Origin of the sequence: Sphingomonas sp. CFBP 13714, assembly GCF_014842205.1 — a bacterium.
Classification (GTDB): domain Bacteria; phylum Pseudomonadota; class Alphaproteobacteria; order Sphingomonadales; family Sphingomonadaceae; genus Sphingomonas; species Sphingomonas aerolata.
In genome coordinates, this window is record NZ_JACYVG010000001.1 from 662,919 (window position 1) to 686,931 (window position 24,013).

General features: G+C 70.3%; 29 protein-coding genes. 24 read left to right on the forward strand and 5 right to left on the reverse strand.

The features are described from left to right. Positions 1 to 77 precede the first annotated feature (77 nt). The 8 genes from IFT54_RS03240 to pal all read left to right on the forward strand — a co-directional run bounded on the left by IFT54_RS03240 (position 78) and on the right by pal (position 6,987). The gene (locus tag IFT54_RS03240) at positions 78 to 1,097 is read left to right on the forward strand and encodes an NAD(P)H-dependent flavin oxidoreductase (protein WP_031440024.1); all 1,020 of its coding nucleotides are present in this window, start codon (positions 78 to 80) and stop codon (positions 1,095 to 1,097) included. Positions 1,098 to 1,229: 132 nt separating this feature from the next. After that, positions 1,230 to 2,030, forward strand: coding sequence for a hypothetical protein (locus IFT54_RS03245; protein WP_192069534.1), 801 nt, complete (start codon positions 1,230 to 1,232; stop codon positions 2,028 to 2,030). A 93-nt stretch (positions 2,031 to 2,123) separates the two neighbouring features. Further along, positions 2,124 to 2,585, forward strand: a complete 462-nt coding sequence (locus IFT54_RS03250; RefSeq protein WP_031440026.1) for a YbgC/FadM family acyl-CoA thioesterase — start codon at positions 2,124 to 2,126, stop codon at positions 2,583 to 2,585. After that, entirely contained in the window at positions 2,582 to 3,274 is a 693-nt protein-coding gene (gene tolQ / locus IFT54_RS03255; protein WP_031440027.1) for a protein TolQ, read from the forward strand. The genes IFT54_RS03250 and tolQ overlap by 4 nt, the downstream gene beginning before the upstream one ends. A 35-nt stretch (positions 3,275 to 3,309) precedes the next feature. Continuing rightward, on the forward strand, positions 3,310 to 3,747 hold the full coding sequence (tolR, locus tag IFT54_RS03260) for a protein TolR (protein ID WP_037531582.1): 438 nt from the start codon (positions 3,310 to 3,312) through the stop codon (positions 3,745 to 3,747). Positions 3,748 to 3,774: 27 nt separating this feature from the next. Then, on the forward strand, positions 3,775 to 4,851 hold the full coding sequence (locus tag IFT54_RS03265) for a cell envelope biogenesis protein TolA (protein ID WP_192069535.1): 1,077 nt from the start codon (positions 3,775 to 3,777) through the stop codon (positions 4,849 to 4,851). Positions 4,852 to 5,051: 200 nt separating this feature from the next. After that, positions 5,052 to 6,407: a Tol-Pal system beta propeller repeat protein TolB gene (gene tolB / locus IFT54_RS03270; protein WP_192069703.1), complete on the forward strand. Its 1,356-nt coding sequence runs from the start codon at positions 5,052 to 5,054 to the stop codon at positions 6,405 to 6,407. Positions 6,408 to 6,459: 52 nt separating this feature from the next. Next, positions 6,460 to 6,987: a peptidoglycan-associated lipoprotein Pal gene (gene pal / locus IFT54_RS03275; protein WP_031395926.1), complete on the forward strand. Its 528-nt coding sequence runs from the start codon at positions 6,460 to 6,462 to the stop codon at positions 6,985 to 6,987. Positions 6,988 to 7,214: 227 nt separating this feature from the next. On the opposite strand, the gene IFT54_RS03280 is transcribed toward pal, so the two are convergent. The 4 genes from IFT54_RS03280 to IFT54_RS03295 form a co-directional block, all read right to left on the reverse strand. After that, complete coding sequence (locus IFT54_RS03280) at positions 7,215 to 8,081, reverse strand: S1/P1 nuclease (protein ID WP_192069536.1); 867 nt, start codon at positions 8,079 to 8,081, stop codon at positions 7,215 to 7,217. Next, positions 8,078 to 9,007: an isoaspartyl peptidase/L-asparaginase family protein gene (locus IFT54_RS03285; protein ID WP_192069537.1), complete on the reverse strand. Its 930-nt coding sequence runs from the start codon at positions 9,005 to 9,007 to the stop codon at positions 8,078 to 8,080. The genes IFT54_RS03280 and IFT54_RS03285 overlap by 4 nt, the downstream gene beginning before the upstream one ends. Before the next feature lie 8 nt (positions 9,008 to 9,015). After that, entirely contained in the window at positions 9,016 to 10,197 is a 1,182-nt protein-coding gene (locus IFT54_RS03290; RefSeq protein ID WP_192069538.1) for an acyltransferase family protein, read from the reverse strand. An 84-nt stretch (positions 10,198 to 10,281) separates the two neighbouring features. After that, the gene (locus tag IFT54_RS03295; protein WP_192069539.1) at positions 10,282 to 10,803 is read right to left on the reverse strand and encodes a DUF1993 domain-containing protein; all 522 of its coding nucleotides are present in this window, start codon (positions 10,801 to 10,803) and stop codon (positions 10,282 to 10,284) included. Between the two features lie 115 nt (positions 10,804 to 10,918). On the opposite strand from IFT54_RS03295, the gene ispG reads away from it, so the two are divergent. The 3 genes from ispG (at position 10,919) to IFT54_RS03310 (ending at position 13,886) form a co-directional block, all read left to right on the forward strand. Continuing rightward, positions 10,919 to 12,058, forward strand: a complete 1,140-nt coding sequence (gene ispG, locus IFT54_RS03300; protein ID WP_031440350.1) for a flavodoxin-dependent (E)-4-hydroxy-3-methylbut-2-enyl-diphosphate synthase — start codon at positions 10,919 to 10,921, stop codon at positions 12,056 to 12,058. Between the two features lie 452 nt (positions 12,059 to 12,510). Further along, positions 12,511 to 13,413 carry a DMT family transporter gene (locus tag IFT54_RS03305; protein ID WP_342354755.1) on the forward strand — a complete coding sequence of 301 codons (903 nt, stop codon included), beginning with the start codon at positions 12,511 to 12,513 and terminating at the stop codon, positions 13,411 to 13,413. Beyond that, positions 13,410 to 13,886, forward strand: coding sequence for a GNAT family N-acetyltransferase (locus tag IFT54_RS03310; RefSeq protein WP_192069541.1), 477 nt, complete (start codon positions 13,410 to 13,412; stop codon positions 13,884 to 13,886). The genes IFT54_RS03305 and IFT54_RS03310 overlap by 4 nt, the downstream gene beginning before the upstream one ends. A gap of 123 nt (positions 13,887 to 14,009) precedes the next feature. On the opposite strand, the gene IFT54_RS03315 is transcribed toward IFT54_RS03310, so the two are convergent. Then, positions 14,010 to 15,161: a DUF1176 domain-containing protein gene (locus IFT54_RS03315; RefSeq protein ID WP_192069542.1), complete on the reverse strand. Its 1,152-nt coding sequence runs from the start codon at positions 15,159 to 15,161 to the stop codon at positions 14,010 to 14,012. Positions 15,162 to 15,251: 90 nt separating this feature from the next. On the opposite strand from IFT54_RS03315, the gene IFT54_RS03320 reads away from it, so the two are divergent. From IFT54_RS03320 to IFT54_RS03380, 13 genes are all read left to right on the forward strand, one after another. Next, complete coding sequence (locus IFT54_RS03320; RefSeq protein WP_192069543.1) at positions 15,252 to 16,121, forward strand: 3-hydroxyacyl-CoA dehydrogenase NAD-binding domain-containing protein; 870 nt, start codon at positions 15,252 to 15,254, stop codon at positions 16,119 to 16,121. A gap of 139 nt (positions 16,122 to 16,260) precedes the next feature. Further along, entirely contained in the window at positions 16,261 to 16,818 is a 558-nt protein-coding gene (locus tag IFT54_RS03325; protein ID WP_192069544.1) for a hypothetical protein, read from the forward strand. Further along, a complete protein-coding gene (locus IFT54_RS03330) occupies positions 16,818 to 18,140 on the forward strand; it encodes a DNA-packaging protein (RefSeq protein WP_192069545.1) in 1,323 nt (440 codons plus the stop codon). Before IFT54_RS03325 ends, IFT54_RS03330 begins: the two co-directional genes overlap by 1 nt. 371 nt (positions 18,141 to 18,511) lie before the next feature. Beyond that, positions 18,512 to 19,633 carry a phage portal protein gene (locus tag IFT54_RS03335; protein WP_192069546.1) on the forward strand — a complete coding sequence of 374 codons (1,122 nt, stop codon included), beginning with the start codon at positions 18,512 to 18,514 and terminating at the stop codon, positions 19,631 to 19,633. After that, entirely contained in the window at positions 19,633 to 19,938 is a 306-nt protein-coding gene (locus IFT54_RS03340) for a DUF6127 family protein (protein ID WP_192069704.1), read from the forward strand. Before IFT54_RS03335 ends, IFT54_RS03340 begins: the two co-directional genes overlap by 1 nt. Continuing rightward, the gene (locus IFT54_RS03345) at positions 19,935 to 20,303 is read left to right on the forward strand and encodes an HK97 family phage prohead protease (protein WP_192069705.1); all 369 of its coding nucleotides are present in this window, start codon (positions 19,935 to 19,937) and stop codon (positions 20,301 to 20,303) included. The genes IFT54_RS03340 and IFT54_RS03345 overlap by 4 nt, the downstream gene beginning before the upstream one ends. A 129-nt stretch (positions 20,304 to 20,432) precedes the next feature. Further along, positions 20,433 to 21,425 (forward strand): phage major capsid protein, encoded by a 993-nt coding sequence (locus IFT54_RS03350; RefSeq protein WP_192069547.1) that lies wholly within the window; start codon positions 20,433 to 20,435, stop codon positions 21,423 to 21,425. A gap of 111 nt (positions 21,426 to 21,536) precedes the next feature. After that, positions 21,537 to 21,884 carry a head-tail connector protein gene (locus IFT54_RS03355; protein ID WP_192069548.1) on the forward strand — a complete coding sequence of 116 codons (348 nt, stop codon included), beginning with the start codon at positions 21,537 to 21,539 and terminating at the stop codon, positions 21,882 to 21,884. Next, on the forward strand, positions 21,881 to 22,264 hold the full coding sequence (gp17, locus tag IFT54_RS03360) for a tail completion protein gp17 (RefSeq protein ID WP_192069549.1): 384 nt from the start codon (positions 21,881 to 21,883) through the stop codon (positions 22,262 to 22,264). Before IFT54_RS03355 ends, gp17 begins: the two co-directional genes overlap by 4 nt. 13 nt (positions 22,265 to 22,277) lie before the next feature. Continuing rightward, a complete protein-coding gene (locus tag IFT54_RS03365) occupies positions 22,278 to 22,685 on the forward strand; it encodes a phage major tail protein, TP901-1 family (RefSeq protein WP_159512218.1) in 408 nt (135 codons plus the stop codon). Positions 22,686 to 22,933: 248 nt separating this feature from the next. Continuing rightward, positions 22,934 to 23,248, forward strand: coding sequence for a gene transfer agent family protein (locus tag IFT54_RS03370; protein WP_192069550.1), 315 nt, complete (start codon positions 22,934 to 22,936; stop codon positions 23,246 to 23,248). Beyond that, on the forward strand, positions 23,248 to 23,442 hold the full coding sequence (locus tag IFT54_RS03375; RefSeq protein ID WP_192069551.1) for a phage tail assembly chaperone: 195 nt from the start codon (positions 23,248 to 23,250) through the stop codon (positions 23,440 to 23,442). Before IFT54_RS03370 ends, IFT54_RS03375 begins: the two co-directional genes overlap by 1 nt. Next, entirely contained in the window at positions 23,435 to 23,989 is a 555-nt protein-coding gene (locus IFT54_RS03380) for a tail tape measure protein (RefSeq protein ID WP_192069552.1), read from the forward strand. The genes IFT54_RS03375 and IFT54_RS03380 overlap by 8 nt, the downstream gene beginning before the upstream one ends. The last annotated feature ends 24 nt before the right edge of the window (positions 23,990 to 24,013 follow it).

Below are 24,013 nucleotides of genomic sequence, written 5' to 3' on the forward strand. Positions count from 1 at the left end.
CGAGCATTGTCGGGAAATATGTCACGGATACTGCGCGGGGTTTCTCGACTTCGCTCGACACGAACGGGAGTTTTGTAATGACCATCGGCAGCGACCGGCTTCAGCGCCGCATGGCGCGCGGCGCCGCATTCCTCGGGTCCGAGGTCGCGATCCTTGGCGGGGCGATGTCGTGGGTGAGCGAGCGCAATCTCGTCTCCGCGATCTCGAATGCGGGCGGGTTCGGGGTGATCGCGTGCGGGGCGATGACGCCCGCGTTGCTCGATGCCGAGATCGCCGCGACCCAGGCGATGACCGACAAGCCGTTCGGCGTGAACCTGATCACCATGCATCCCGATCTGGTCGAACTGATCGCGGTGTGCACGCGTCACAAGGTCGGCCATGTCGTGCTGGCGGGCGGATTGCCGCCCAAGGGCAGCCTCGAGGCGATCAAGGCGGGCGGCGCCAAGGTCATCTGTTTCGCGCCGACGCTGGCGCTGGCCAAGAAGCTGATCCGCAGCGGCGTCGATGCGCTGGTGATCGAGGGGATGGAAGCCGGCGGGCATATCGGCCCGGTGTCGACGAGCGTGCTGGCGCAGGAGATGCTGCCCGAGATCGCCGAGCTGGTGCCGGTGTTCGTGGCGGGCGGGATCGGCCGCGGCGAGGCGATCGCGGGCTATCTCGACATGGGCGCGGCGGGCGTCCAGCTCGGCACGCGGTTCGTCTGCGGGACCGAATCGATCGCGCATGCCAATTTTAAGAAGGCGTTCATCCGCGCGTCGGCGCGCGATGCGATCGCCAGCGTCCAGCTCGACGCGCGGCTGCCGGTTATCCCCGTGCGCGCGCTGAAGAATGCGGCGGGCGAGCTGTTCTCGGCCAAGCAGCGCGAGGTTGCGGGGCATCTCGACGAGGGGCGCGTCGCGATGGGCGAGGCGCAGTTGCAGATCGAGCATTACTGGGCGGGTGCGCTGCGCCGCGCGGTGGTCGACGGCGATGTCGAGCATGGGTCGGTGATGGCGGGCCAGTCGGTCGGCATGGTCACGAAGGAAGAGCCGGTCGCGGACATCATCGCCGAGCTGATGGCACAGGCCGCGGCGGCGCTCGAGGCGCGCGCGGCCTGATCCTTCCCGGCCTAACACGCTGCGATCGTGCCGTTCGTCGCATTAGGGTTGCAGTCGCGTACGCGTTTTATACCCTGTTAACCTTATCGCGGCAGGTCTGTCTCGGTCGGGGGACAGCGAGGACTTGAGTCGATGAAGCGTCAGTTTGCGATGATTGCGGTGACCGCAGCCCTGCTCGCCGGGTGCGCGCGGAAGCCGGTCGAGGTCGCGGCGCCCGCACCGGCGCCGGTCGCGCCGGTACCGGTCGCGGCCCCGCTGCCCAAGGGTGCGTTTCCGGGGATGAAGATCCCCGCTGTGCTCGCCGACGGCACCTATCCGACGCCGAACCGCAACCTGACCGAATCCGCGAAGATCTGGCACCTGCGCGCCGCGCTGAACGTCGCGGCGCTCGCGTGCCGCGGAACCGACGAGGCGGTGATCGTCGCGGGCTACAACGCGATGCTCGCCGCGCAGAAGCCGGTGCTGGCCAAGGCCGAGGCAACCTATTCGGCGGAATATCGCGCGGGCGGCGGCGACTGGCAGGATCGCTACGACGATTCGATGACGCGGCTGTACAATTTCTTCTCGCAGTCGCCGTCGCGCGATGCGTTCTGCGAAGCGGCAGGGCGCGTGCTCGCGGAGGGCGCGAGCGTGCCGGGGTCGATGCTGGCGAGCTTTGCTGCCACGCGGCTGCCGATGCTGGAGCAGCCCTTTACCGATTTCTACCGTGCGTTCGACGCCTGGCGCGGCACCGCGGTGCAGCCGCTTCCGGCACAGCGCGTGATCTTTGCGAGCAACGGCACAGTGCCGGTCGGCGGTTCCGGCGCGGCACCGCTGCCGTCCGCCGCGGCCGCCACGCCGGGGTTGCAGGCGCAGCTCCGGCCCGTCACGCAGCCGCCGCTTCCCGCCGCGCCGCGTCCGCAGCTGCAGGTCGATCCGGGCGCCCTGCAATAAGACGAGGCGTATCCGCCTGCGCGGGTGCGAAACCGCGGGCCGGGCGACGCGAATGCTTTCTTCGCGGCGATGCTTGGGTTAACAGCCCCCGGAATGGCTGACGCAGAGCAGGATCAACCGGCGGGAGGGCGCTTTGCGGGGCGCGAGCACCGGTTCGCGCTGCGCGTGTACTTCGAAGACACCGACCTGTCGGGCGTCGTCTACCACGCCAATTACCTGCGCTACATGGAGCGCGCGCGGTCGGACATGCTGCGCGTCGGCGGGATCGACCAGCGCGCGGCGTTCGAGGCGGGCGAGGGCTCCTATGCGATCGCAAGCCTCGCCATCCGCTATGCCGCGCCCGCGCGGCTGGACGATGCGCTGGTGATCGTCTCGCGGATCACGCAGGTCCGCGCGGCCAGCGTCGCCATTCATCAACGAGTCATGTGCGGCGGGCTTGTCTTGGCCGAGGCGGACGTGGTGGCGGCGCTGATCGCCCCCAACGGCCGGCCGCGACGCCAGCCGCGCGCATGGACTGACATCTACGAACGCCTTGTCTGGCAGGGGGAAGCATGAATCCGGTTCTGACTATGGATAGCGCGACATTGTCGCCGATCCACTTGTTCCTACAGGCCGATCTGGTCGTGAAGGGCGTGATGATCGGGCTGCTGCTCGCCAGCGTCTGGACCTGGGCGCTGATCGTCGCGTTCTGGCGGCGGCTGGGCAAGACGCGCAAGGGACTGGTGCGGTTCGAGCGCGACTTCTGGAAGGCCGAGGACATCGACGTGTTCTACAAGGCCGAGAGCGAGACCGACCTGCCGTCGGCGCGCGTGTTCGCGGCCGGGGTGACCGAGTGGCGGCGTTCGACCGCGGGCGGCACGATCGACAAGGCCGGGACGCGCGAGCGGCTCGCCACGACGATGGGCGCGGCAGTCGCGCACGAGATCGACACGCTGTCGGACCGGCTGAACGTGCTGGCGACGGTCGGGTCGGTCGCGCCGTTCGTCGGGCTGTTCGGCACCGTCTGGGGCATCATGCGCAGCTTCACGAGCATCGCGGCGGCGCAGAACACCTCGCTCGCGGTCGTCGCGCCGGGGATCGCGGAGGCGCTGTTCGCGACCGCGATCGGCCTGTTCGCGGCCATCCCGGCGGTGATCGCGTACAACCGCTTCAGCCACGGCATCAACCGGATCGAGGCGAGCCTCAACCGCTTTGCCGACGGCTTCCACGCGACGCTGTCGCGGCAGCTGGACGGCGCGCGATGAGCGGCCGGCCGGTGCTGCGCACGGGAGGCGCGTAGATGGCGATGAACCTTCCTTCGGGGCGCGGTCGCGGGCGGCGCGCGCCGATGGCGGACATCAACGTCACGCCGATGGTCGACGTGATGCTGGTGCTGCTGATCATCTTCATGGTGACCGCGCCGCTGATGACCGCGGGCGTGCCGGTGAACCTGCCCGATGCACGCGCCAAGGCACTGGACCAGGAGCAGAAACCCGTCGAGATCTCGATGGATGCGACCGGCGCGGTGTTCATCGACCAGGACCAGATCGGCGAGGACGCGCTGCCGGTGCGGCTCGCCTCGATCGCGGCAAGCCGGGCGGTCGGCAACGAGCCACAGGTGCTGCTGCGTGCGGACCGCAAGCTCGATTACGGCCGGGTGATGCGCGTGATGGGCGAGCTCAACCGCGCCGGGCTGAACCGCGTCGCGCTGGTGACGGTCGAGGGCACCCCCAACTGATGTCGCGGCGGTGATGGGCCCTTGGTGATGGATCGCTCCGAAAAGATCGGATTCGGCGTCGCGCTGGTCGGGCATGTCGTGCTGTTCGCGCTGTTGTCGGTCGGGTTTCTCGACACGCCCGAGCCGCCCAAGCCCGTCCAGCAGCCGATCGACATCAGTCTGGTGCCGGACGTCGCGCTCGAGGCGACCGCGCCGCAATCGGCGGAGACGCCCGCCGAATCGGTCGCGCCCGACGAGGGTTCGCCCGAGGATGCGGCACCGCCCGCGCCGCAGGAGGCCGAGCCCGAGCCACAGCCGGATCCTGTGCCGCCTGCGCCGCAGCCGGCCCCACCCAAGCCTGCGCCCAAACCTGCGCCCCCCAAACCGACGCCCAAGCCTGAGCCGAAGCCCGAGCCCAAGCCGGTGGCCAAGCCCAGGCCCGCGCCGCCGAAGCCGGTGGCGAAGCCCGCGCCCGTCCCGAAGCCGGTGGCCAAGCCTGCGCCGGCCAAGCCGAGCCCGGCGAAATCCAAGCCTGCGCCCGCGAAACCGGCGGCCAAGCCATCGCCCGCCAAGGCGGCACCGGCGAAGAGCGCGGCCAAGTCAGACGCTGCGCCCGCCAAGAGTGCGGCGTCCTCGGCAAAGCCCGCCAAGCCTTCGGCGACCAAGGGCAGCGGATCGACCGCGGACGCGAAGGCGGCGCGGCCGCGCGGGTCGCGGCTGGGCGACAATTTCCTGAAAGGCCTGTCGGCGGATCCGTCGCCGAGCAAGTCGGAGGCGCCCAAGGCGGCCAAGCTGGGCGCGCAGGCGGCGGCCAATATCGGCTCGGCGATCCTGCGGCAGGTGCAGCCCTGCGCGAACCGGCAGGTGACGCCGGGGCCGGGCGCGGAGCGGATCCGCGTGACGATCAACCTGAAGCTCAACCGCGACGGGACGCTGAAGTCGCGGCCGACGATCACCGGGCATGCGGGCGTCGACGACGAGAACCGGCGCTATGTCGATCGCGTCGACGATCTGGCGATCGCGACCTTCACGGGCTGTTCGCCGCTGCGCGGTTTGCCCGATGACCTGTATGACGTGCAGAATGGCTGGAGCAATTTCAGCCTGCGTTACAAGCTTCCCGGATGAGGATGTCCGTTATGTTCCGATCGCTGTCCCCCCGCCGGCCTGCCATGATCTCCAGCCTCCTCCCCGGCGAAGGCCGGGGCCCAGGTGGAGAGGTTTTCGTGACGGCGCGCACCGTGCTCGCGGCAGCGTCTCCCCACTGGGCCCCGGCCTTCGCCGGGGTGGGGACTGGGGTGAGGGCGGTGCTGGCTTCGGTCGGGTTGATGGCACTCGTTGCCGGCGGTGCGGCCAGTGCGCAGGATGCGCCGGCGCCCGTGCCGCAGGCGGGGGCGCCCACCGCAGCCGACGATCAGGCCGGCGGGCTGGTGGTCGACGTGACGGGCGGGATCTCCGCGCCGATGCCGATCGCGGTGCCGGTGATGCCGACGTCCGCGGTGGTGTCGACGCCGGCGGGGTCGACCGACGTGCTAGGCCGGCAGCTGGCCGATATCGTCACCAACGACCTGCGCAATTCGGGTCTGTTCACGCCGCTCGCCCCCGGGCAGCTGCGCGCGATCGGCTTTCCCGAGGTTACCGCGCCGGGATTCGACTACTGGGGCAGCACGGGTGCGCAGGCGCTGGTGCAGGGCTTCATCCGCGCGAATGGCGACGGGAACCTGACGGTCGGCTGCTATCTGTACGACGTGTCGTCGCGTGCCGAGCTGACCCGGCAGGGGTTCGTCGTGCCGCCGTCCGACTGGCGGCGTGCCGGGCATAAATGCGCGGACATGGTCTATACCCGACTGACCGGCGAGGGCGCCTATTTCGACAGTCGCGTCGTCTATGTGTCGGAAACCGGGCCGAAGAATCGCCGGATCAAGCGGCTGGCGATCATGGACCAGGACGGTGCGAACCACCGGTTCCTGACCAATGGCCAGTCGATCGTGCTGACGCCGCGCTTCGCGCCGAACCAGCAGTCGATCGTGTATATGAGCTATGTGAACAACCGGCCGGCGATCTATGTCTACGACATCGGCACCGGGCGGCAGCGGCTCGTGGTGCAGAATGCCAGTCTGACCTTTGCGCCGCGCTTCTCGCCCGATGGCCGCAACATCCTGTTCTCGATGGCGCAGGGCGGCAACACCGACGTGTACCGCGTGTCGAGCCAGGGCGGCGCGCCGCAGCGGCTGACCAATTCGCCCGGCATCGATACCGGCGGGAGCTATTCGCCCGACGGATCGAAGATCGTGTTCGAGAGCGACCGGTCGGGCGGGCAGCAGATCTATGTCATGAACGCCGACGGATCGAACCAGCAGCGGATCAGCTTTGGCGGCGGGCGCTATGCGACGCCGGTGTGGAGCCCGCGCGGCGACCTGATCGCGTTCACCAAGCTCGGCGGCGGGTTCCGGATCGGGATCATGAGCCCGAGCGGCGGGGGCGAGAAGCTGCTGACCAACGACTGGCAGGACGAGGGGCCGAGCTGGTCGCCGAACGGCCGCGTGATCAACTTCTTCCGCTCGGGACGCGGTGGCGGGGGCAAGGCGGATCTTTGGTCCGTCGACCTGACGGGCGTCAACGAGCGCAAGATTCCGACCCCGCTCGACGGGTCGGATCCAGCCTGGGGCCCGCTGCGGCCCTAGACCGATTATGTAATCTATGTTGGAATATGTTCCGACCACGGGAGAAGATGTGATGGCCAAGTTTACGACAACGCTGCTGTGCGCGACCGCGCTGATCGCCGTCGCGGGCTGCGCCAAGAAGCGCCCCGAGACCCTGCCGCCCGCCCCCGTCGATTCGTCGGCGGGCGTCGACCCGACCGGCGGGCTGGCCAATGGCGGTGCGAACGGCGCGATCGTGCCCGGGTCGGACGCCGATTTCCGCCGCTCGGTGCAGAGCAACACGGTCAATTTCGCGCTCGACATGTACGATATCGATCCGACCGCGCGCGCGATCCTCGACAGCCAGGCCGAGTGGCTGGCGCGCAACCCCAATGTCCGGATCACGATCGAGGGGCATTGCGACGAGCGCGGCACGCGCGAGTATAACCTGGCGCTGGGCGACCGGCGGGCCAATTCGGCGAAGAACTACCTCGCGGCACGCGGCGTGTCGGCGTCGCGGATGACGACGATCAGCTATGGGTCGGAGCGGCCGGTGGCGCAGGGGTCGGACGATGCGGCCTGGGCGGAGAACCGTCGGGCGGTTACGATCGTGCTGAACTGAGGGTTGGGGGCGGGCTCGTGAGGAGCCTTGCCCCGTCCTTCGTCATCCCCGCGGAGGCGGGGATCCAGATTGGCTGACGGTCGGGCATGGTCGCGAGGGTAGCCGGTCTGGGTTCCCGCCTTCGCGGGAATGACTTTGGGCTGGGGGTGTCTTGAGCCTCGTGCCCTCACCCTCCCATGCGCGAGGGGGCATGGGCCCCTCCCTCTCCCCCCGGGGGGAGAGGGGTTTTAGGTCAGGGCTTTGTTTAGAAGTTTTGCCAGGCGGAGGCCGCCTTTGCGGACTTCTTCGCGCGAGACGGGGGCGATGCGGGCGATCGTGGCTTCGTCGAGTTTCACGCGCGGGGGGACGGGGGCGCAGGCGTCGCCGCCGAGCGCCGACGCATAGGTGACGTCGTGCGCGACCTGCCAGCTTTCGCGGCTCCAGTCGGCGACGGTACCGGCGGCGATGCGCGCGCGTTCGGCGGCGGGGTAGCGGCGGACGAGCGAGGGGGGCGCGGAGATTGCGCGTTCGGCGAGCGTGCCGTCCCAGACCGAGTGGAGATTGAGCCGGGCGGGCGCGTAGATGCCGTAATCGGTCTTCACGTCGTTGCCACCCTTGTCGTGGCGATCGCCCGCGTGGAGCGGCTGATGAAGGTCGCCGACGAAGTGGATGAGGAAGGCGAGCGCCTGGACGCGGTCGTGCGGCGAGGTGTTGCGGTCGCGGAGCAGGGTCACGTCGCGGTCGATCTGCGCGGAGACGCAGTCGCCGTCCTTGCAGGCAGGCGTCAGGTCGAACGGCGCGCAGACATCGACATTCTGGTAATGCCAGCTGTACGCAAAGCCGAAGCGCGACTTGCCGTCGGCGGTCTTGAGCGGCTTTATGCAATCTGCCCAGACACTTGCCTCTTCGATCGTGCCGGCCGGGCATTCGGGGGTGTCGAGCAGCGCCTGCTGCGCGAGGATGCGGCGGATCGCGACCTTCGTGCGCGGCGCGACATTGGCATAGGCGATCTGCGCGACCGTCTCATGCCCATATTCCCAATAGGCGGTGGCGGGGGCGGCGGTCAGCGCGGTCGCGGCGAGCAGGCCGAGCGCGGTCAGGGGCTTGCGAATCATGGCTGCTCACTAGCGTAGATGGCGACGCTGCGCGCGCCCTTTGCGGACGCGGTGCCGCGGTACATGCCGGGCGTGGTGAACGACCAGGCCATGCCGCCATCGGGGGCGACGACGATCGCGCCGCCGGTGCCGCCGAGCGCGCGGACCTCGGCGAGGACCGCCTCGGTCGCGGCCTGAAGCGACTCGCCGGTCAGGCGGACGCGCGCGGCGATCTCATGCCCGACGCCGACGCGCAGGAAGAACTCGCCCGAGCCGGTGCACGACACCGCGCAGGCACGATCGTCGGCGAAGGTGCCAGCACCAATGACGGGCGAATCGCCGATCCGGCCCCAGCGCTTGCCGGTGACGCCGCCGGTCGAGGTGGCGGCGGCGACATGGCCGTTACCGTCGCAGGCGACCGCGCCGACGGTGCCGTATTTCATGTCGACGTCGAACATGTCGCCGCTCGCCTGAAGCTCGGCGAATTGACGGCGGCGCTCGTCGGTGGCGAACCAGTCCTGATCCGCCTGTTCGAGGCCGTGCTCGCGCGAAAACGCGTCCGCGCCGGCACTTGCGAGGAAGACGTGGCGGCCGTCGTCGAGAATCGCGCGGGCGAGGCCGACCGGGCTGCGAGTCGCGGTGGCGGCAGCGACGGCGCCCGCGGCGCGGGTACGGCCGTCCATGATCGCGGCGTCGAGCTCGATCCCGCCGTCATGCGTGAACACCGCGCCGCGCCCCGAATTGAAGTGCGGATCATCCTCGAGCACGCGGACCGCGGCCTCGACCGCGTCGAGCGCGGTGCCGCCGCCCGCGAGCACGGCCGAGCCGGCGTCAAGCGCGCGCGACAGGCCGGCGCGCGCGCCCGAATCCTGGTCGGCGGAAAGCATCTCGCGGTCGAGCTTGCCCGCGCCGCCGTGGATGACGAGGGTCCAGTTGGGTTGGGGCATGGGGGCTTTCACAAGGTTGGCGGAGTGGGACGAAGGTGGAGACGCAGCCCGATCAGCGGGCGCAAGGGCGCGACCCTGCGGCCGATCCGGTAGAAGGCAAAGCAGCCGATCAGCGTCGCGGCGAGCAGCATCAGGAACTCCGCCCAGCCGGGAAGGCCGGCGGGGAGCAGCGCGTACATGACGAGGATGATGAGCGTCTGGTGGATCAGGTAGAAGGGGAACACCGCCTCGGTCAGCATCGGCCGCCAGCGATGGTCGCGGTTGAGATGGCGTTCGGCGAGCCCGATCAGCGCGACGATTCCGCCCCATTGTTCAAGCGCATGCGCGATGCCGTAGGCGGTATAGAGCCAGTGCGGCTTCGCAACCCCGGCGGGCCAGCCAAGCTCTATGCCGAGGATCGTCGCATAGCCGAGCAGCGCGAGCCCGGCGCCGACCTTCCACAGCCGCGCGATCGCGGCGATCGCGGGTTCGGAGCGCGCGAGGCCGAAGCCGAACAGGAAGGCGGGGAAATAGGTGATGTGCGCGATCCAGTCGCCGAGCAGCGCCTGGCTCTCGGCCGCCATCTGGAACCACCAGCCATGGACGAAGATGAGCCAGGCGAGCGGCAGGAGCAGCACCAGCCAGCCGCCGAAGACGCGGTCGAAGAGCCGCTGCGCGCCGCGGCTGCGGACATTCTGGTGGCTGCGCAGGCTTCGCGGGCCCCGGACCAGCGCGACGCCGAGCGTCAGGACCGTCGTGTAGACAAAGAGATAGACGACGAACCAGAGGTGGTTCCAGGCGGGCAGCCACAGTCCGTCGAGCGGGGCGAAGCGGAAGGCGTCGTGCGTCCAGAAGGTCCAGTAGCTGCCCGCATAGCCGTGCCGGGTGACGAGCTCGACCCAGGGTTGCGGGGGGACGATGACGAGGATGCCGAAGGCGAGCGGCACGAGCAGCCGGTAGCAGCGCGTCGCGAAGAAGCGGACCGGGCCGCTCGACCGGCGGAGCAGCGCGCGGCTGGCATAGCCCGAGACGACGAACAGCAACGTCAGCCGCCACGCGTTGGTGGCGAGCATCGGCAGCCGGACCCAGTCCTCGACATGCGTCGACTTCACATGGAAGTTCCACGGCACGAAGACCATCGCGATATGGTAAAGGATCAGCAGGGCGAAGGCGCCGATCCGCAGCCAGTCCATGCCGTAATGCCGGGTCATCGCAGCGCCCTAGGCGGCGGGTGACGGGGCTGCAAGCACGCGCTGCCCCGTCACACCGGCGCGGGCCCGCCCGGCCCGGCCCGGTCAGGCGGCGATGCGGGGGACGCCGAGGAAGTCGCGTTTGCCGAGCGGGACGCCCTGGGCGCGCAGGATCGCGTAGGCGATGCTGGCGTGGAAGTAGAAATTGGGCTGCGAGAAGGACAAAAGGAAGTTCGCGCCGGTGAAGGGCATGACATAGCTGCCGAATTCGAACTTCGTCGCGGTGGTGGCGAGCGTGTCGAACTCGGCCGGGTCATAGGCCTCGAGCGTCGCGATCGCGCCCTGGACCGCGGCGTGGAGCCCGGCGAAATCGGTCGGCCAGGCGCTGCGATCGGGGGAGAAGACGCCGTCGCGGACGCCCTGCACGCCGCCCGCCGAATGCGCGACGCACGACTTCACCTGATAGCCGAAGGGGAGCATGTCGTCGGCGAGCCTTGCGTCGATCAGCGTGGCGGGGTCGATCCCGCGCTCGGCGGCGAAGGCTTCGGCCTTGTCGAGCAGGGCATCGAGCGCGCGCAGGACCTGGAGATTGGAGGGGATCGTCGCATCGTAGAGGGACAGGGTCATCGATCGGGCTCCGCTGAGATGCGGCAACCTATGGCCGTGCGGCGGCATGTGCCAGCGTTGTTTCGCTCGCCGCGTCCAGCCGCTATATACGGCAGTGAACCCACGAGGAATCTTCATGTCCCTTCGTCCCTGGCGCGATATCACCCGCCGCACGAGCCGCCAGATCATGGTCGGCAACGTCCCCGTCGGCGGCGATGCGCCCGTCACCGTGCAGACGATGACCAACACGCCGACCGACGACATCAAGGCGACGGTCGACCAGATCCGCCGCTGCGAAGAGGCGGGCGTCGACATCATCCGCGTCAGCTGCCCCGACGTCGAATCGACCAGCGCGCTGAAGCAGATCGTCCGCGCGAGCCGCGTGCCGATCGTCGCGGATATCCATTTCCACTATAAGCGCGCGCTCGAGGCGGCGGATGCGGGCGCGGCGTGCCTGCGGATCAACCCGGGCAATATCGGGTCTGCGAGCCGCGTGAAGGAGGTCGTCGACGCGGCGAAATCCAATGGCTGCGCGATCCGGATCGGCGTCAACGGCGGGAGCCTCGAGCGGCATCTGCTCGAGAAATATGGCGAGCCGTGCCCCGATGCGCTGGTCGAATCGGCGCTCGATCACATCAAGTTGCTGCAGGACCATGACTTTCATGAGTTCAAGGTCGCGGTGAAGGCGTCCGACCTGTTCCTCGCGGTGGCGGCCTATCAGCAGCTCGCCGAACAGGTCGACTGTCCGCTGCATCTCGGCATCACCGAGGCGGGCGGGTTCGTCGGCGGCACGGTCAAGTCGGCGATCGGGATGGGCAGCCTGCTCTGGTACGGGATCGGCGACACGATCCGCGTCTCGCTCTCGGCCGAGCCCGAGGAGGAAGTGCGCGTCGGGTTCGAGATCCTGAAGGCGCTCGGCATTCGCAACCGCGGCGTGCGCGTCGTGTCGTGCCCGAGTTGTGCGCGGCAGGGGTTCGACGTGATCCGCACCGTCCAGGCGCTCGAGGAGCGGTTGCAGCATATCCGCACGCCGATGTCGCTCAGCGTGCTCGGCTGCGTCGTGAACGGGCCGGGCGAGGCGCGCGAGACCGATATCGGGATCACCGGCGGCGGCAACGGCAAGCACATGGTGTATCTGTCGGGGGTCACCGACCATCATGTCCAGGACGCGGACATGGTGAACCACATCGTCAAGCTGGTCGAGGCCAAGGCGGCGGAGATCGAGGCGGCGGACGCGGCGGTCGCGGCGCTGGTGCCGGAGATGGCGGCGGAATAAGCGGGGTCTTTCCAGGCGGTTGGCTGAGCCGGGCGTCGCCCTCACTTTCCGTCATCCTGACGCAAGTCAGGATCCAGGGTTGCGGGGGGTGGCGCTGTTTGGCTCTGGATCCTGACTTTCGTCAGGATGACGGGGTGGGCTGACGGACGTTTCGGGTTTTGGCGGTGCTTCGACTTCGCTCAGCACGAGCGGGGAGGGTGGCGTTGTTTGGCTCTGGGTCCTCACTTTCGTCAGGATGACGGGGAGGACGCCTCCGCTGTTCTCCCGCGTAGGCGGGAGGCCAGGGTTTTTGCGGTGGGGGTGGGCCTTCTGGGCCCCCGCTTTCGCGGGGGAACCGGCACTCGCGATCGTGGGGGATGCTGACAGCCTGCGGGCGATGATGGCGTCGGTGGGGGATGCCGGTTAAGCGGGGGGATGGGTATTGGCATCTTCTCGGCGGCGGGGCGGGCGGCGTGAGGGGGCGTAGCGTTTCGCCTGCGCTGGCCTTTGCGGTCGCGGCGCTCGGGATCGGGTTGTTCTCGGTCATGGACGCGGTGATGAAGTCGCTGGTGCTGGGGATCGGGGTGTATAACGCGCTGCTCTGGCGGCAGATGGCGAGTGTCGGGCTGGGGGCGGTCGCCTGGAAGCTCGGGCGGAGCGGGCGGCCGAGCGGGCGGGCGCTGAAACTCCATTTGGCCAGGGGGTTGGTGACTGCGGCGATGGCGCTGCTGTTCTTCTGGGGGCTGGCGCGCGTGCCGATGGCGCAGGCGATTTCGCTGACCTACATCTCGCCGATCCTCGCGCTGCTGCTCGCCGCCGTCACGCTGGGTGAGCGGGTCGGGCGCCGGGTCGTGGTCGCGTCGGTCGTGGCGCTGGGCGGGGTCGGGATCGTGATGATCGGGCATGGCCGCGAGGGTGCGGCGGGGGCGGCGAGCCTGACGGGGGTCGCCGCAGTGCTCGGATCGGCGCTGCTCTATGCGGTCAACCTGGTGATCGCGCGGGTGCAGGCGCAGGCGGCGCGGCCGGGCGAGATCGCGTTCTTCCAGGCGCTGGTGGTGACCGCGACGCTCGCGCTCGCGGCGCCGTGGCTGGCGGTGGTGCCCGATGCCGCGACATGGCCGCGGCTGTTGCTGGCGGCGGGGCTGGCGACCGCGTCGCTGTGGCTGCTCGGCTGGGCCTATGCGCACGGCGACACGGGATTTCTGGCGACGACCGAATATAGCTCGTTCGTCTATGCCGCCGGGCTCGGCTATCTGGTGTTCGGCGAGCGGGTGTCGGCATTCACCGCGTGCGGCGCGGGTGTCATCGTCGTCGCATGCCTGTATGCGGCGCGGCGGCGCGATATCGCGCAGACGTCGATGGAGGCCGCCGCATGACCCAGATCCGTTCCGCCACCCGCGCCGATACCGGCACGATCCTGCGCTTCGTGCGCGAGCTTGCGGCGTTCGAGCGCGAGCCCGATGCGGTCGAGGCGACCGAGGCGACGCTGGGCGAGGCGCTGTTCGGGGATGCCCCCGCGGCGGAGGCGGTGATCGCGGACGGGGCAGACGGGCCGGTCGGTTTCGCGGTGTTCTTCCACAATTTCTCGACCTGGACGGGCAAGCGCGGGGTGTATCTGGAGGATCTGTACGTGACGCCCGAAGCGCGCGGGCAGGGGGTCGGCGGCGCGCTGCTCGCGCATCTGGCGGGGATCGCGGTCGACCGCGGGTGCGCGCGGTTCGAATGGTCGGTGCTCGACTGGAATGCGGATGCGATCGCGGTCTATCGCAAGCTCGGCGCGGTGGGGATGGAGGACTGGACGATCCAGCGGTTGACGGGGGATGCGCTGGTGCGGTTGGCGGGGCGGTAGGCCTGTCGTCAGCCGCGGGCGCCGTCATCCTGACGGACGTCAGGATCCAGAGCCAAACAGGTTGGCGCTAAGTCACTCTGGATCCTGACTTTCGTCAGGATGACGGAAGAAGGGGATGACGGGCTAGTTGCGGGCGACCGTCGTGCGCCAGATGACGGGCCAGGTGATAGCGCCGCGGCAGTCGCCCATCATGCGCATTTCGGCGAGGCGGAAGCGGGTGCCGTCCCAGACATAGTCCTGGCCGACGCCGCAATCGCCGATGCCGCGGCCCTTGGCGTAGGAGCTGAGCAGCCCGGTCTTCGGGTCGTAGCCCGCGTTGACGAGGGCGGCTTTGGCGCCGCGTTCGCCGAATTGCGGGGGCAGGTCGAACGGCGCTTCGCTGGCCTTGCCGTCGCGGACGATCAGCGCGCGGGTGATGACATTATACGCGCCGGATCCGCAGGATAGCAGGACGAGATCGGTGGTCGCGTCGAGCGCATGGGTCTCGTTGGTGACGGGGCCGAACTGGTCCGCGGCACAGCCGGTGCGCTGGCGCATCTGCGCGACGAGCGGCGCGGCGGGGGGCTGCGCGCGGCGGTCGGTGAGCGGCGCGGCGAGGATCGTCGGGAGTGCGGGCGGGGTGGTCGCGGGCGGCGTGTCGCCGGTCGCGACGAGCGCGCCGGGGGTGCCCGCACGGCCTTGCTGGGCGTCGGCATAGCGGAGCGCTGCGGCGGCGCCGGTAATGACGACGGGGATCGTGCGGCCGTCGAGTCGCGCGGTCATCGCGGTGCCGGTGGCGAGGCGGCGGGCGAGCGTCATCGCGACCGGGCCGGTGACGGTGAAGCGCCGGTCGTCGCCGGGATTGCCGCTGGCGAGCGGGGTGCCGTCGATCGCAACGACGACGCGGCGCAGCGCGCTGCCCGGCGTGCCGATCGTCACCGATACGGGCGCGTCGGCGGCGGGGCCGCGCTCGATGGCGAGCGAGAGTTCGGCGATGCTCGAATCGTCGGGCGCCATCGAAACCGCATTGCAATAGGCACCGTTGTCGCAGGCAATTCCCCAGGCGCCGAAGGTCTTTACGCTGGTCGGGCGGGGGCGTGCCTTCGAGTCGACGGCGGGCTCCGCGGGGGCCTGCGGGGCGGCGCCGCGCGCGATCGGGCGCGGTTTGGGGCGCGCGGGGGTTTCGAGCGGGACGGTGGCGTCGTTGGGTGCGCCGGTGTTGCCGCTGGGGCTGCAGGCCGTTGCGGCCACCAGAACCGAAACGGGCAGAAGCGAAACGAGAACTGGATAGCGCATGCGACCTCCTGACCGGTCTGGCGGCGACGGTCCCGCTTCGATAGGGGCGAGGCCATAGTCGAACAACCGGCAATAGAGATGGAGAGTGCGATGCAGACGATCGGCGTAATCGGCGCGGGACAGATGGGCGCGGGGATCGCGCAGGTCGCCGCGCAGGCGGGCTACCGCGTGCTGCTGGCCGATATGGGCTTGCCCCAGGCCGAGGCGGGCAAGGCGGGGATCGGCAAGGCGATGGCGCGGCTGGTCGAGAAGGAGAAGATCACCGCCGACCTGCGCGAGACGACCTTGGCCAATATCGAGCCGGTCGCGAGCGTCGCCGAGATGGGCGACTGTTTCATCGTCGTCGAGGCCGCGACCGAGCGCGAGGCGATCAAGCGGACGATCTTCGCCGAGGTCGGCAAGGTGTTGAAAGCGGACGCGATCCTGGCGTCGAACACCTCGTCGATCCCGATCACGCGGCTGGCGCAGGCGGCGCCCGATCCGGCGCGGTTCATGGGGGTGCATTTCTTCAATCCCGTCCCCGTCATGCGGCCGATCGAGCTGATCCGCGGGCTCGCCACGTCGGACGAAACGGTCGCCGCGGTCGAGGCGTTTGCCGAAAAGCTCGGCAAGCAGGTGGTGCATGCGAACGACGCGCCGGGCTTCATCGTCAACCGCGTGCTGATGCCGATGATCAACGAGGCGTGCTTCGCGCTGGGCGAAGGCGTGGCGGGGGTGCGCGACATCGATCTGGCATGCCAGCTGGGGCTCAATCACCCGATGGGGCCGCTGACTCTGGCCGATTTCATCGGGCTCGACACGTGCCTGGAGATCACCCGCGTGCTGTTCGAGGGGACCGGCGATCCCAAGTTCCGGCCCGCGCCGCTGCTGGTCAAATATGTCGAGGCGGGCTGGTTCGGACGCAAGACCAAGCACGGCTTCTACGACTATTCGGGGGCGGAGCCGGTGCCGACGCGCTAACCAGATCGGTTATTCTCCCTTGACATCGTCACGCTGTTCTGGCACATAACGGGAACGATGACGAATTGCGAGTCGGGCCGGACGCGGTCGGGGTGATCCCCCGGCGGCGGACCGGCCCGATCCATTTGGGGGATGGTGCATGGCGGCGGGTGGGGCGGCGGGCAGGAAAGCTGGGGGCCGGTTGCAGGTGCGCAAGGCCGCCAAGGGCGGCTGGACATCCGCCAAGCGCGCGGCGTTTCTCGAGCATCTGGCGGCGACGTGCAACATCGCGGCGTCGGCGCGCGCGGTCGGGATGGCGCCGCGTGGGGCGCATGCGCTGAAGAAGCGCGATGCGGTGTTCGCGGCGGACTGGGCGGGGGCGATCGAGGCGGCGTACGAGACGCTCGAGGCGCGGTTGCTGGCCTATGCGCTGGGGGAAGGCGAGGGGGAAGCTGAGGCGGAGTCTGAGGGGGAAGCTGACGGGGTCGTTGAGGGGGATGCGGCGGCGGAGTTGCGCGGGGCGCATTTCGATCCGCGGGTCGCGGTGCAGGCGCTGGGGTTTCGCAAGCGCGGGGGCGGGTCGTCTGGTGGCGCGGCTGGCGGAGCGGGGGCGGGGACGCTGTGCAAGCGCGTGTCGCTGGCCGAGCTCGAGGCGGTGCTGGTCGCGCGGCTCGATGCGCTCGACGCGCAGGCGGCGTCCGTCACGGGGGATGCGTGATGGCGGCCACCGAAGGCGCGACGTTCGATCCTGCGGTGCTCGCGCGGTTGCGGGGGTTGCCGCGGGGGCAGCTGGTGACGCTGCTGCGCGGGCTGTCCGAGGCGGAACTGCGGACACTGCACGAGAGCTGGGCGATCTGGGCGTTGCCGGGGCAGCGCGAACCCGCGGGCGACTGGCAGGTCTGGCTGATCCGCGCGGGCCGCGGCTTCGGCAAGACGCGCGCGGGCGCCGAATGGGTGAGCGCGCTGGCCCGCGCGATGCCGGGCGCGCGGATCGCGATGGTCGGGGGGACGATGGACGACGTCCGCAAGGTGATGGTCGAGGGCGAGAGCGGGCTGATCGCGGTGGCGCAGGCGGGCGAGACCTATCGCTGGCGGCGCGACGCGGGCGAGTTCGTGTTCGACAGCGGCGCGCGCGCCTTCGTCTATTCGGCGGAGGCGCCCGAGAAACTGCGCGGGCCCGAGCATCATGCGGCGTGGTGCGACGAGCTGGCCAAGTGGCGCTATGGCGACGCGACCTGGGACAATCTGATGATGGGGCTGCGGATCGGCGACCGGCCGCGCGTGCTGGTGACGACGACGCCGCGGCCGGTGCCGCTGATGCGGCGGCTGCTCGCGCTGCCGGGGCTGTTTGAATCGCGCGGGGGGACGGGGGAGAATCCGTTTTTGCCGGCGTCGTTCGTCGCGGCGATGACCCGGACCTATGCGGGGACGCGGCTGGGCCGGCAGGAGCTGGACGGCGAGCTGATCGACGATGTCGAGGGGGCGCTGTGGACGCGCGACCTGCTCGAGCGGCAGCGCGGCGGGGTGGTGCCGGCGCTGGTGCGGGTGGTCGTGGGGGTCGATCCGCCGGCGGGGACGGGGGGCGATGCGTGCGGCATCGTCTGCGTCGCGCTGGGCGAGGACGGGCTCGCCTATGTGCTCGAGGATGCGAGCGTCGCGGGCCTGTCGCCCGAGGGCTGGGCGCGCGCGGTGGCGGACTGTGCGGCGCGGCATGGCGCGGACCGGGTGGTCGCGGAGTGCAACCAGGGCGGGGAGATGGTGCGCAGCGTGCTGATGGCGGCGGACTGTGCGCTGCCGGTGCGGCTGGTCCATGCGAGCCGCGGGAAGGTGGCGCGGGCGGAGCCGGTGGCGACGTTGTACGAGGGGCGGCGGGTCTTTCATGTCGGGGCGTTTCCGGCGCTCGAGGACGAGCTCTGCGGGCTGGTGAGCGGGGGGTATGTCGGGCCGGGGCGCTCGCCGGATCGCGCGGATGCGCTGGTGTGGGCGCTGACGGAGTTGTGCTTGCGGCGGCGGGTTAAGGTGGGGGTGAGGGTGGTTTGAGGGGGGGGGCACCGGCCCGGCCCCCCCGTCCGTTCGTGCTGAGCGTAGTCGAAGCACTTTTGGCGGGCGGGCCCTTCGACTTCGCTCAGGGCGAACGGGGGGAGGGGGGGCTTTGCGTTCTCCTCCTCCCGTTCGTGCTGAGCGTAGTCGAAGCACTGGCGCGCGGGGCTTGCCCTTCGACTTCGTTCAGGGCGAACGGGGGGGCTGGGGCGTGCCCCTTTCCCCCGTGGGGGTTGAGTTTCGAGCCTCACGTGCCCTCACCCTCCCACGCTTCGCGCGGGCCCCTCCCTCTCCCCCGGGGGGAGAGGGGTTTTTGGGTCCCTCTTCCCCCGGGGGAGAGGGGTTTTTGTTATGGTTTTTGGGAGGGTTTTATGGGGTTGTTCGGGTGGAAGTCCGGGCGGGAGGGCGCGCGGCCGGCTTTGTCGGGGGCGGGGAGTCTTGGCTGGGCGGGGGCGGGCGGTGTCGCGGGGGCGCGGGGGTATGAGGCGCAGGTGCGCGAGGCGTATCTGGGGAATGCGGTGGCGCAGCGCGCGGTGAAGCTGGTCGTCGAGGGCGTCGGGTCGGCGCCGCTCGACGGGTCGGATCCCGCGCTGGTCGCGCTCGTCACCGCGCGGTCGGGGGGGCAGATGCTGATCGAGACGGTGGCGGCGCAGCTGCTGCTTCACGGCAATGCCTATGTCCAGGTGCTGCGCGATGCCGATGGCGGCGCGGCCGAGCTGTACGCGCTGCGGCCCGAGCGGGTGAGCGTCGAGGCGGATGCGGGCGGGTGGCCCGCGGCGTATCGCTATGCGGTCGGCGCGCGGGTGACGCGGCTGTCGGCGGATCCGGTGCGGCCGCAGGTGATCCACCTGAAGGCGTTTCATCCGGTCGACGATCATTACGGGCTGGGGTGCCTGGGGGCCGCCGCCGCTGCGGTCGGGATCCACAATGCGGCGGCGCGGTGGAACACGGCGCTGCTCGACAATGCGGCGCGGCCCTCGGGGGCCTTGGTCTATGATCCGGGGGACGGGTCGGCGCTGTCGGCGGATCAGTTTGCGCGCCTGAAGAGCGAGCTCGAGGCGTCGTTTGCGGGGAGCGGGAATGCGGGGCGGCCGATGCTGCTCGAGGGCGGGCTGAAATGGCAGGCGCTGAGCCTGACGCCCGCGGACATGGACTTTGCGGGGACGCGGAGCGCGGCGGCGCGCGAGATCGCGCTGGCGTTCGGAGTGCCGCCGATGCTGCTCGGGCTGCCGGGGGACAATAGCTACGCCAATTACCGCGAGGCGAACCGGGCCTTGTGGCGCCTGGCGATCCTGCCGCTGGCGACGAGCGTGCTGACGGGGATCGCGCAGGGGTTGTCGGGCTGGTTCGAGGGGGCGGCGTTGCGCGTCGATCTCGACCGGGTGCCGGCGCTGGTCGAGGACCGCGAGCGGCTGTGGGGGATGGTCAGCGCGGCGACGTTCCTGAGCGATGCGGAGAAGCGCGCGATGCTCGATGTGAAGGAGGGGGCGTGATGGATGGGCATGTGCTGGCGCAGCTGATGGCGCAGGGGGCGGAGCGGGGCGCGGACCTCGTCACGCTGCGCGCGATCGCGGAGGAAGCGGGCGAGCTGGGCGCGACGCGCGCGCTGGCGCGGCTGGGGCTGAGCGACGAGCGGGCGCGCGGCGACGTGGCGGAGCTGCGCGAGCTGCTGGCGGCATGGCGCGATGCGAAACGGTCGGTGTGGAAGGCGGCGGCGGGGTGGATCGCGCGGCTGTTCGTGGCGCTGATGCTGGCGGGGCTGGCGGTGAAGCTGGGGTTTGCGGCGTGGCTCAAATGAGCGTCGCGTTTGCGGGCTATGCGGCGGTGTTCGACGTGGTCGATCGCGCAGGCGACGTGATGCGGCGGGGGGCCTTTGCCGGGGCCGGGGTGGTGCCGTTGTTGTGGCAGCATCGTGGTGGGGCGGTGGGGGTGCTGGCGTCGGTTGCGGAGGATGCGCGGGGGTTGCGGGTCGAGGGGGTGGTCGAGGATCCCGAGCTTGCGGGGCTGGTGCGGTCGGGGGCGGTGGCGGGGTTGTCGGTCGGGTATCGGGCGGTGCGGGTCGTGCAGGGGGCTCGGCGGGTGCTCGAGGCGGTGGAGCTGGTCGAGGTGAGTCTGGTGGGGGTGCCTATGCAGGGACTGGCTCGGGTGGAGGTGGTGGGGTGAGGGTTTTAGCCTCACGTGCCCTCACCCTCCCACGCTTTGCGTGGGCTCCTCCCTCTCCCCCTGGGGGAGAGGGGTAGTTTCAGGCGTCCTTCGGGGCGCCTTTTTTTGGTTCTTGGCAGGGAGATGGACATGACGGTGATGGATCGGCCGATGCTGGAGGCGGCGGCGCCTTCGGGGGCGTTTGCGGGGTTCGTGCGGAGTGGTGCGACGATCGAGATGAAGGCGTTTACCGGGGTCTCGGGCGATGCGGGCGGCTATGCGGTGCCGCGCGAGGTGGATGCGCAGATCGATGCGGTGCTGAAAGGCATCTCGCCGATCCGGGGGATCGCCAATGTCGTGAAGGTGGGCAGCGCCGGGTATCGCAAGCTGGTCACGACGGGCGGCACGCCGTCCGGCTGGGCGGCGGAGAATGCGGCGCGGCCCGAGACGGCGACGCCGGTGTTCGTCGAGATCGTGCCGCCGACCGGCGAGCTCTATGCCAATCCGGCGGCGAGCCAGGCGATGCTCGACGATGCGGCGTTCGATGTCGAGGCGTGGCTGGCGGGGGAGATCGCGATGGAATTCGCCAAGGCCGAGGGCGCGGCGTTCGTCGGCGGATCGGGTAGCGGGCGGCCCAAGGGGTTCCTGACGCAGCCGACCGCGGCGACCGCGGACGGGGTCCGGGCGTTCGGGACGCTGCAATATCTGGCCTCCGGCACCGCGGGGGATTTCTCGGCAAGTCCGCAGGAGCGGCTGATCGACCTCGTCCAGGCGCTGCGTGCGCCGTATCGGCAGGGGGCGAGCTTTGTCATGAATGCGGCGACGCTGGCGCGGATCCGCAAGTTCAAGACGAGCGACGGGGCGTTCGTGTGGGCGCCTTCGCTGGCGGCGGGGCAGCCGGCGACGCTGCTCGGCTATCCGGTGATCGAGGCGGAGGACATGCCGGACATCGCGGCCAATGCGCTGTCGATCGCGTTCGGGAATTTCAAAGCTGGGTATCTGATCGCGGAGCGCGCGGAGACGGTGATCCTGCGGGATCCCTACTCGAACAAGCCGTTCGTCAATTTCTACGCGACCAAGCGGGTCGGTGGGTGCGTGACGAATTCGGAGGCGATCAAGCTGATGAAGTTTTCGGTGAGCTGAGTGGGGTGTGAGGGGGTGGGGTTTCGCGCCTCGCTTGCCCTCACCCTCCCACGCTTTGCGTGGGCCCCTCCCTCTCCCCTGGGGGGAGAGGGGTTTTTTCGGGAGAATCCTATGGGTGAGCAGGGGGTGCCGGTGGCCGTGGTGGCGGACGCGGTCGTGGCCGTGCGGGAGGTGTTGCGGCTGGAGGGGAGTGCGGAGGCGGCGTTGCTGGGGCGGGTCTGTGCGACGGCGATCCTGGTGTGCGAGGCGTTCGTCGGCGGGGCGATCGTCGCGCGGGTCGCGGGCGACGGCGCGGCGGAGACCTGGGACGCGGTGCCGGCGCCGGTCGCGCAGGGCGTGGCGATGCTGGCGGCGCATCTGTTCGATCACCGCGAGAGCGACGCGGTGCCGCCCGCGGCGGTGGCGGCTTTGTGGCGACCCTATCGGCGGCTGCGGTTGAGCCCGGAGGTGGCGGCGTGAGCGCGCGGGGGGTGCTGCAGGCGGGGGTGGTCGCGCGGCTGGCGGGGGTGCTGGAGGGCGGGGTGTATGACGCGCCGCCGGTGCGCAGCGCGCTGCCCTATGCGGTGGTCGACGAGCCGGTGCTGAGCGACTGGAGCACGACGACGTGGCGCGGGCGCGAGGGGCGCGTCGTCGTGACGCTGCACGATGGCGGGGAGCGGCCGGTGCGGCTGCGGACTGCGCTGGCGGCGGCGGAGGAGGCGGTCGAGGCGCTCGACGCGGATCTGGGCGAGGGGTGGCGGCTGGTGCGCGTGCAGATGCTGCGCTCGCGCGTGCTGCGCGTCGGCGAGCGGTGGCGGGGCACGAGCGAGTTTCTGGTGCGGATGTACCGCGAAAGTTGAGGGGGAGACGATCATGGCGGTGGAGAAGGGGAGCGCGTTCCTGCTGAAGGTCGGGAACGGCGCGGCGACGCCCGTCTATGCGACGGTGGCGGGGCTGCGGACGACGCAGATGTCGGTGAACGGCGAGGCGATCGTGGTGACGACGAAGGATTCGGGCGGCTGGCGGCAATTGCTGTCGGGGGCGGGGGTGCGCAGCGTCTCGGTGTCCGGGGCGGGGGTGTTCACGGGCTCGGCGGCGGAGCTTCGGATCAAGGCGAGCGCGCTGTCGGGGGTGCTCGACGATTACCGGCTGGCGTTCGAGGGGGGCGACACGATGACCGGGCGGTTCCTCGTGTCGCGGCTGGATTATGCCGGGGATTTCAATGGGGAGCGATCCTACACGCTGAGCCTGGAGAGTTCGGGGGCGGTGGTGGCGGGGTGAGGGTTTTCCCTCTTCGCGTGGTGCTGAGCCACCTTCGTCATCCTGACCCATTTCCGTCATCCTGACGAAAGTCAGGATCCAGAGCCGCCCAGGACAACGCTCGTGGCCCTGGATCCTGACTTTCGTCAGGATGACGGGGCGCGCGCGGGATCGGGGTCGTTGGCCTCACTTGCCCTCACCCTCCCACGCGCAAGGGCGCGTGGGCCCCTCCCTCTCCCCCGGGGGGAGAGGGGTTTTGGAGAAATATTATGAGCGATGTGGCGAATAGTGTTCGGGGGGAGGGGGCGCTTCGGGTGTCCGGGGAGACGCTTGTGGTGCGGCCGAGTTTTGCGGCGCTGGTGGCGGCGGAGGAGGAGCTGGGGCCTTTGTTCGCGCTCGTTGAACGCGCGGCGGAGGGGAAGCTGGGCATTGGCGAGATGGTCGCCTTGTTCTGGCATTGCCTGCGCGATTGCCCCGAGGGGCTGACGCGCGAGCGGCTGGGGGAGGCGGTGGTCGAGGCGGGGCTGGCGGCGGTGACGCCGGTGCTGCGCGGCCTGCTGCGGCAGATCCTGGCGGGGCGGTGATGCGGACGTTCGCGGACGCCGCGGGGCGGCTCGCGGGGTTTGCCGGCGCGGTGCTGGGGTGGAGCCCCGACGCGTTCTGGCGCGCGACGCCCGCCGAGCTGGGCGCGGTGGTCGCGGCGATGACGGGGGACATGCCGACGCCGCCCGATGCGGCGGCGATCGCGCGGTTGAAGGAGGCTTTTCCCGATGGATGACGATCTGGAGCCCGTGCTGGTGCGGGTGCGCGGCGACAGCGCGGCGTTTGCGCGCGACGTTGCGGCGATGCGCGGCGAGCTGGACGACGTGCTGGGCGTGGGGGCGGAGCGTGCGGCGCTGCGGCTCGAATCCGCGCTGTTGCGTGCGGTGAAGACGGGGACGTTCGGGTTCGAGGAGCTGAAGGGGGTGGCGCTGTCTGCGCTCGATGCGATTGCGGGGGCGGCGTTGAAGGCGGGGATGGGGTCGCTGTTTGGCGCGAGCGGGGGCGGGCTCGGGGATGCGCTTGCGGGGCTGGTCGGCGGGCTGCCGGGGCGCGCGACCGGGGGGCCGGTGTCGCCGGGGCGGGCTTATGTCGTGGGCGAGCGGGGGCCTGAACTGTTCGTGCCTTCCAGTAGTGGGCGAGTCGAGGCTGGCGGTGCTGGTGGCGTGCGGGAGGTGCGGGTGGCGATCACCGTCAACGCGGCGGCGGGGGCGGCGCCGGGGGTGCTCGCGCAGTCGGGGCGGCAGGTGGCGCGGGCGGTTCGGGCGGCGCTGGCGGTGGAGTGAGGGGGGCGGTGGAGTGAGGGGGAG

What these genes read in the sequence shown, in the direction of transcription:
- ispG (WP_031440350.1), top strand. Translation starts at nt 10,919, where the DNA reads ATGTCCCTTCGTCCCTGGCGCGATATCACCCGCCGCACGAGCCGCCAG.
- IFT54_RS03340 (WP_192069704.1), top strand. Translation starts at nt 19,633, where the DNA reads ATGGATGGGCATGTGCTGGCGCAGCTGATGGCGCAGGGGGCGGAGCGG.
- IFT54_RS03265 (WP_192069535.1), top strand. Translation starts at nt 3,775, where the DNA reads ATGGATCGCTCCGAAAAGATCGGATTCGGCGTCGCGCTGGTCGGGCAT.
- IFT54_RS03335 (WP_192069546.1), top strand. Translation starts at nt 18,512, where the DNA reads ATGGGGTTGTTCGGGTGGAAGTCCGGGCGGGAGGGCGCGCGGCCGGCT.
- IFT54_RS03380 (WP_192069552.1), top strand. Translation starts at nt 23,435, where the DNA reads ATGGATGACGATCTGGAGCCCGTGCTGGTGCGGGTGCGCGGCGACAGC.
- IFT54_RS03370 (WP_192069550.1), top strand. Translation starts at nt 22,934, where the DNA reads ATGAGCGATGTGGCGAATAGTGTTCGGGGGGAGGGGGCGCTTCGGGTG.
- IFT54_RS03290 (WP_192069538.1), bottom strand. Translation starts at nt 10,197, where the DNA reads ATGACCCGGCATTACGGCATGGACTGGCTGCGGATCGGCGCCTTCGCC.
- IFT54_RS03295 (WP_192069539.1), bottom strand. Translation starts at nt 10,803, where the DNA reads ATGACCCTGTCCCTCTACGATGCGACGATCCCCTCCAATCTCCAGGTC.
- tolB (WP_192069703.1), top strand. Translation starts at nt 5,052, where the DNA reads ATGGCACTCGTTGCCGGCGGTGCGGCCAGTGCGCAGGATGCGCCGGCG.
- IFT54_RS03285 (WP_192069537.1), bottom strand. Translation starts at nt 9,007, where the DNA reads ATGCCCCAACCCAACTGGACCCTCGTCATCCACGGCGGCGCGGGCAAG.
- IFT54_RS03315 (WP_192069542.1), bottom strand. Translation starts at nt 15,161, where the DNA reads ATGCGCTATCCAGTTCTCGTTTCGCTTCTGCCCGTTTCGGTTCTGGTG.
- IFT54_RS03240 (WP_031440024.1), top strand. Translation starts at nt 78, where the DNA reads ATGACCATCGGCAGCGACCGGCTTCAGCGCCGCATGGCGCGCGGCGCC.
- IFT54_RS03310 (WP_192069541.1), top strand. Translation starts at nt 13,410, where the DNA reads ATGACCCAGATCCGTTCCGCCACCCGCGCCGATACCGGCACGATCCTG.
- IFT54_RS03345 (WP_192069705.1), top strand. Translation starts at nt 19,935, where the DNA reads ATGAGCGTCGCGTTTGCGGGCTATGCGGCGGTGTTCGACGTGGTCGAT.
- IFT54_RS03365 (WP_159512218.1), top strand. Translation starts at nt 22,278, where the DNA reads ATGGCGGTGGAGAAGGGGAGCGCGTTCCTGCTGAAGGTCGGGAACGGC.
- IFT54_RS03325 (WP_192069544.1), top strand. Translation starts at nt 16,261, where the DNA reads ATGGCGGCGGGTGGGGCGGCGGGCAGGAAAGCTGGGGGCCGGTTGCAG.
- IFT54_RS03250 (WP_031440026.1), top strand. Translation starts at nt 2,124, where the DNA reads ATGGCTGACGCAGAGCAGGATCAACCGGCGGGAGGGCGCTTTGCGGGG.
- IFT54_RS03320 (WP_192069543.1), top strand. Translation starts at nt 15,252, where the DNA reads ATGCAGACGATCGGCGTAATCGGCGCGGGACAGATGGGCGCGGGGATC.
- IFT54_RS03355 (WP_192069548.1), top strand. Translation starts at nt 21,537, where the DNA reads ATGGGTGAGCAGGGGGTGCCGGTGGCCGTGGTGGCGGACGCGGTCGTG.
- tolQ (WP_031440027.1), top strand. Translation starts at nt 2,582, where the DNA reads ATGAATCCGGTTCTGACTATGGATAGCGCGACATTGTCGCCGATCCAC.
- IFT54_RS03245 (WP_192069534.1), top strand. Translation starts at nt 1,230, where the DNA reads ATGAAGCGTCAGTTTGCGATGATTGCGGTGACCGCAGCCCTGCTCGCC.
- IFT54_RS03280 (WP_192069536.1), bottom strand. Translation starts at nt 8,081, where the DNA reads ATGATTCGCAAGCCCCTGACCGCGCTCGGCCTGCTCGCCGCGACCGCG.
- IFT54_RS03350 (WP_192069547.1), top strand. Translation starts at nt 20,433, where the DNA reads ATGACGGTGATGGATCGGCCGATGCTGGAGGCGGCGGCGCCTTCGGGG.
- IFT54_RS03375 (WP_192069551.1), top strand. Translation starts at nt 23,248, where the DNA reads ATGCGGACGTTCGCGGACGCCGCGGGGCGGCTCGCGGGGTTTGCCGGC.
- pal (WP_031395926.1), top strand. Translation starts at nt 6,460, where the DNA reads ATGGCCAAGTTTACGACAACGCTGCTGTGCGCGACCGCGCTGATCGCC.
- IFT54_RS03330 (WP_192069545.1), top strand. Translation starts at nt 16,818, where the DNA reads ATGGCGGCCACCGAAGGCGCGACGTTCGATCCTGCGGTGCTCGCGCGG.
- tolR (WP_037531582.1), top strand. Translation starts at nt 3,310, where the DNA reads ATGGCGATGAACCTTCCTTCGGGGCGCGGTCGCGGGCGGCGCGCGCCG.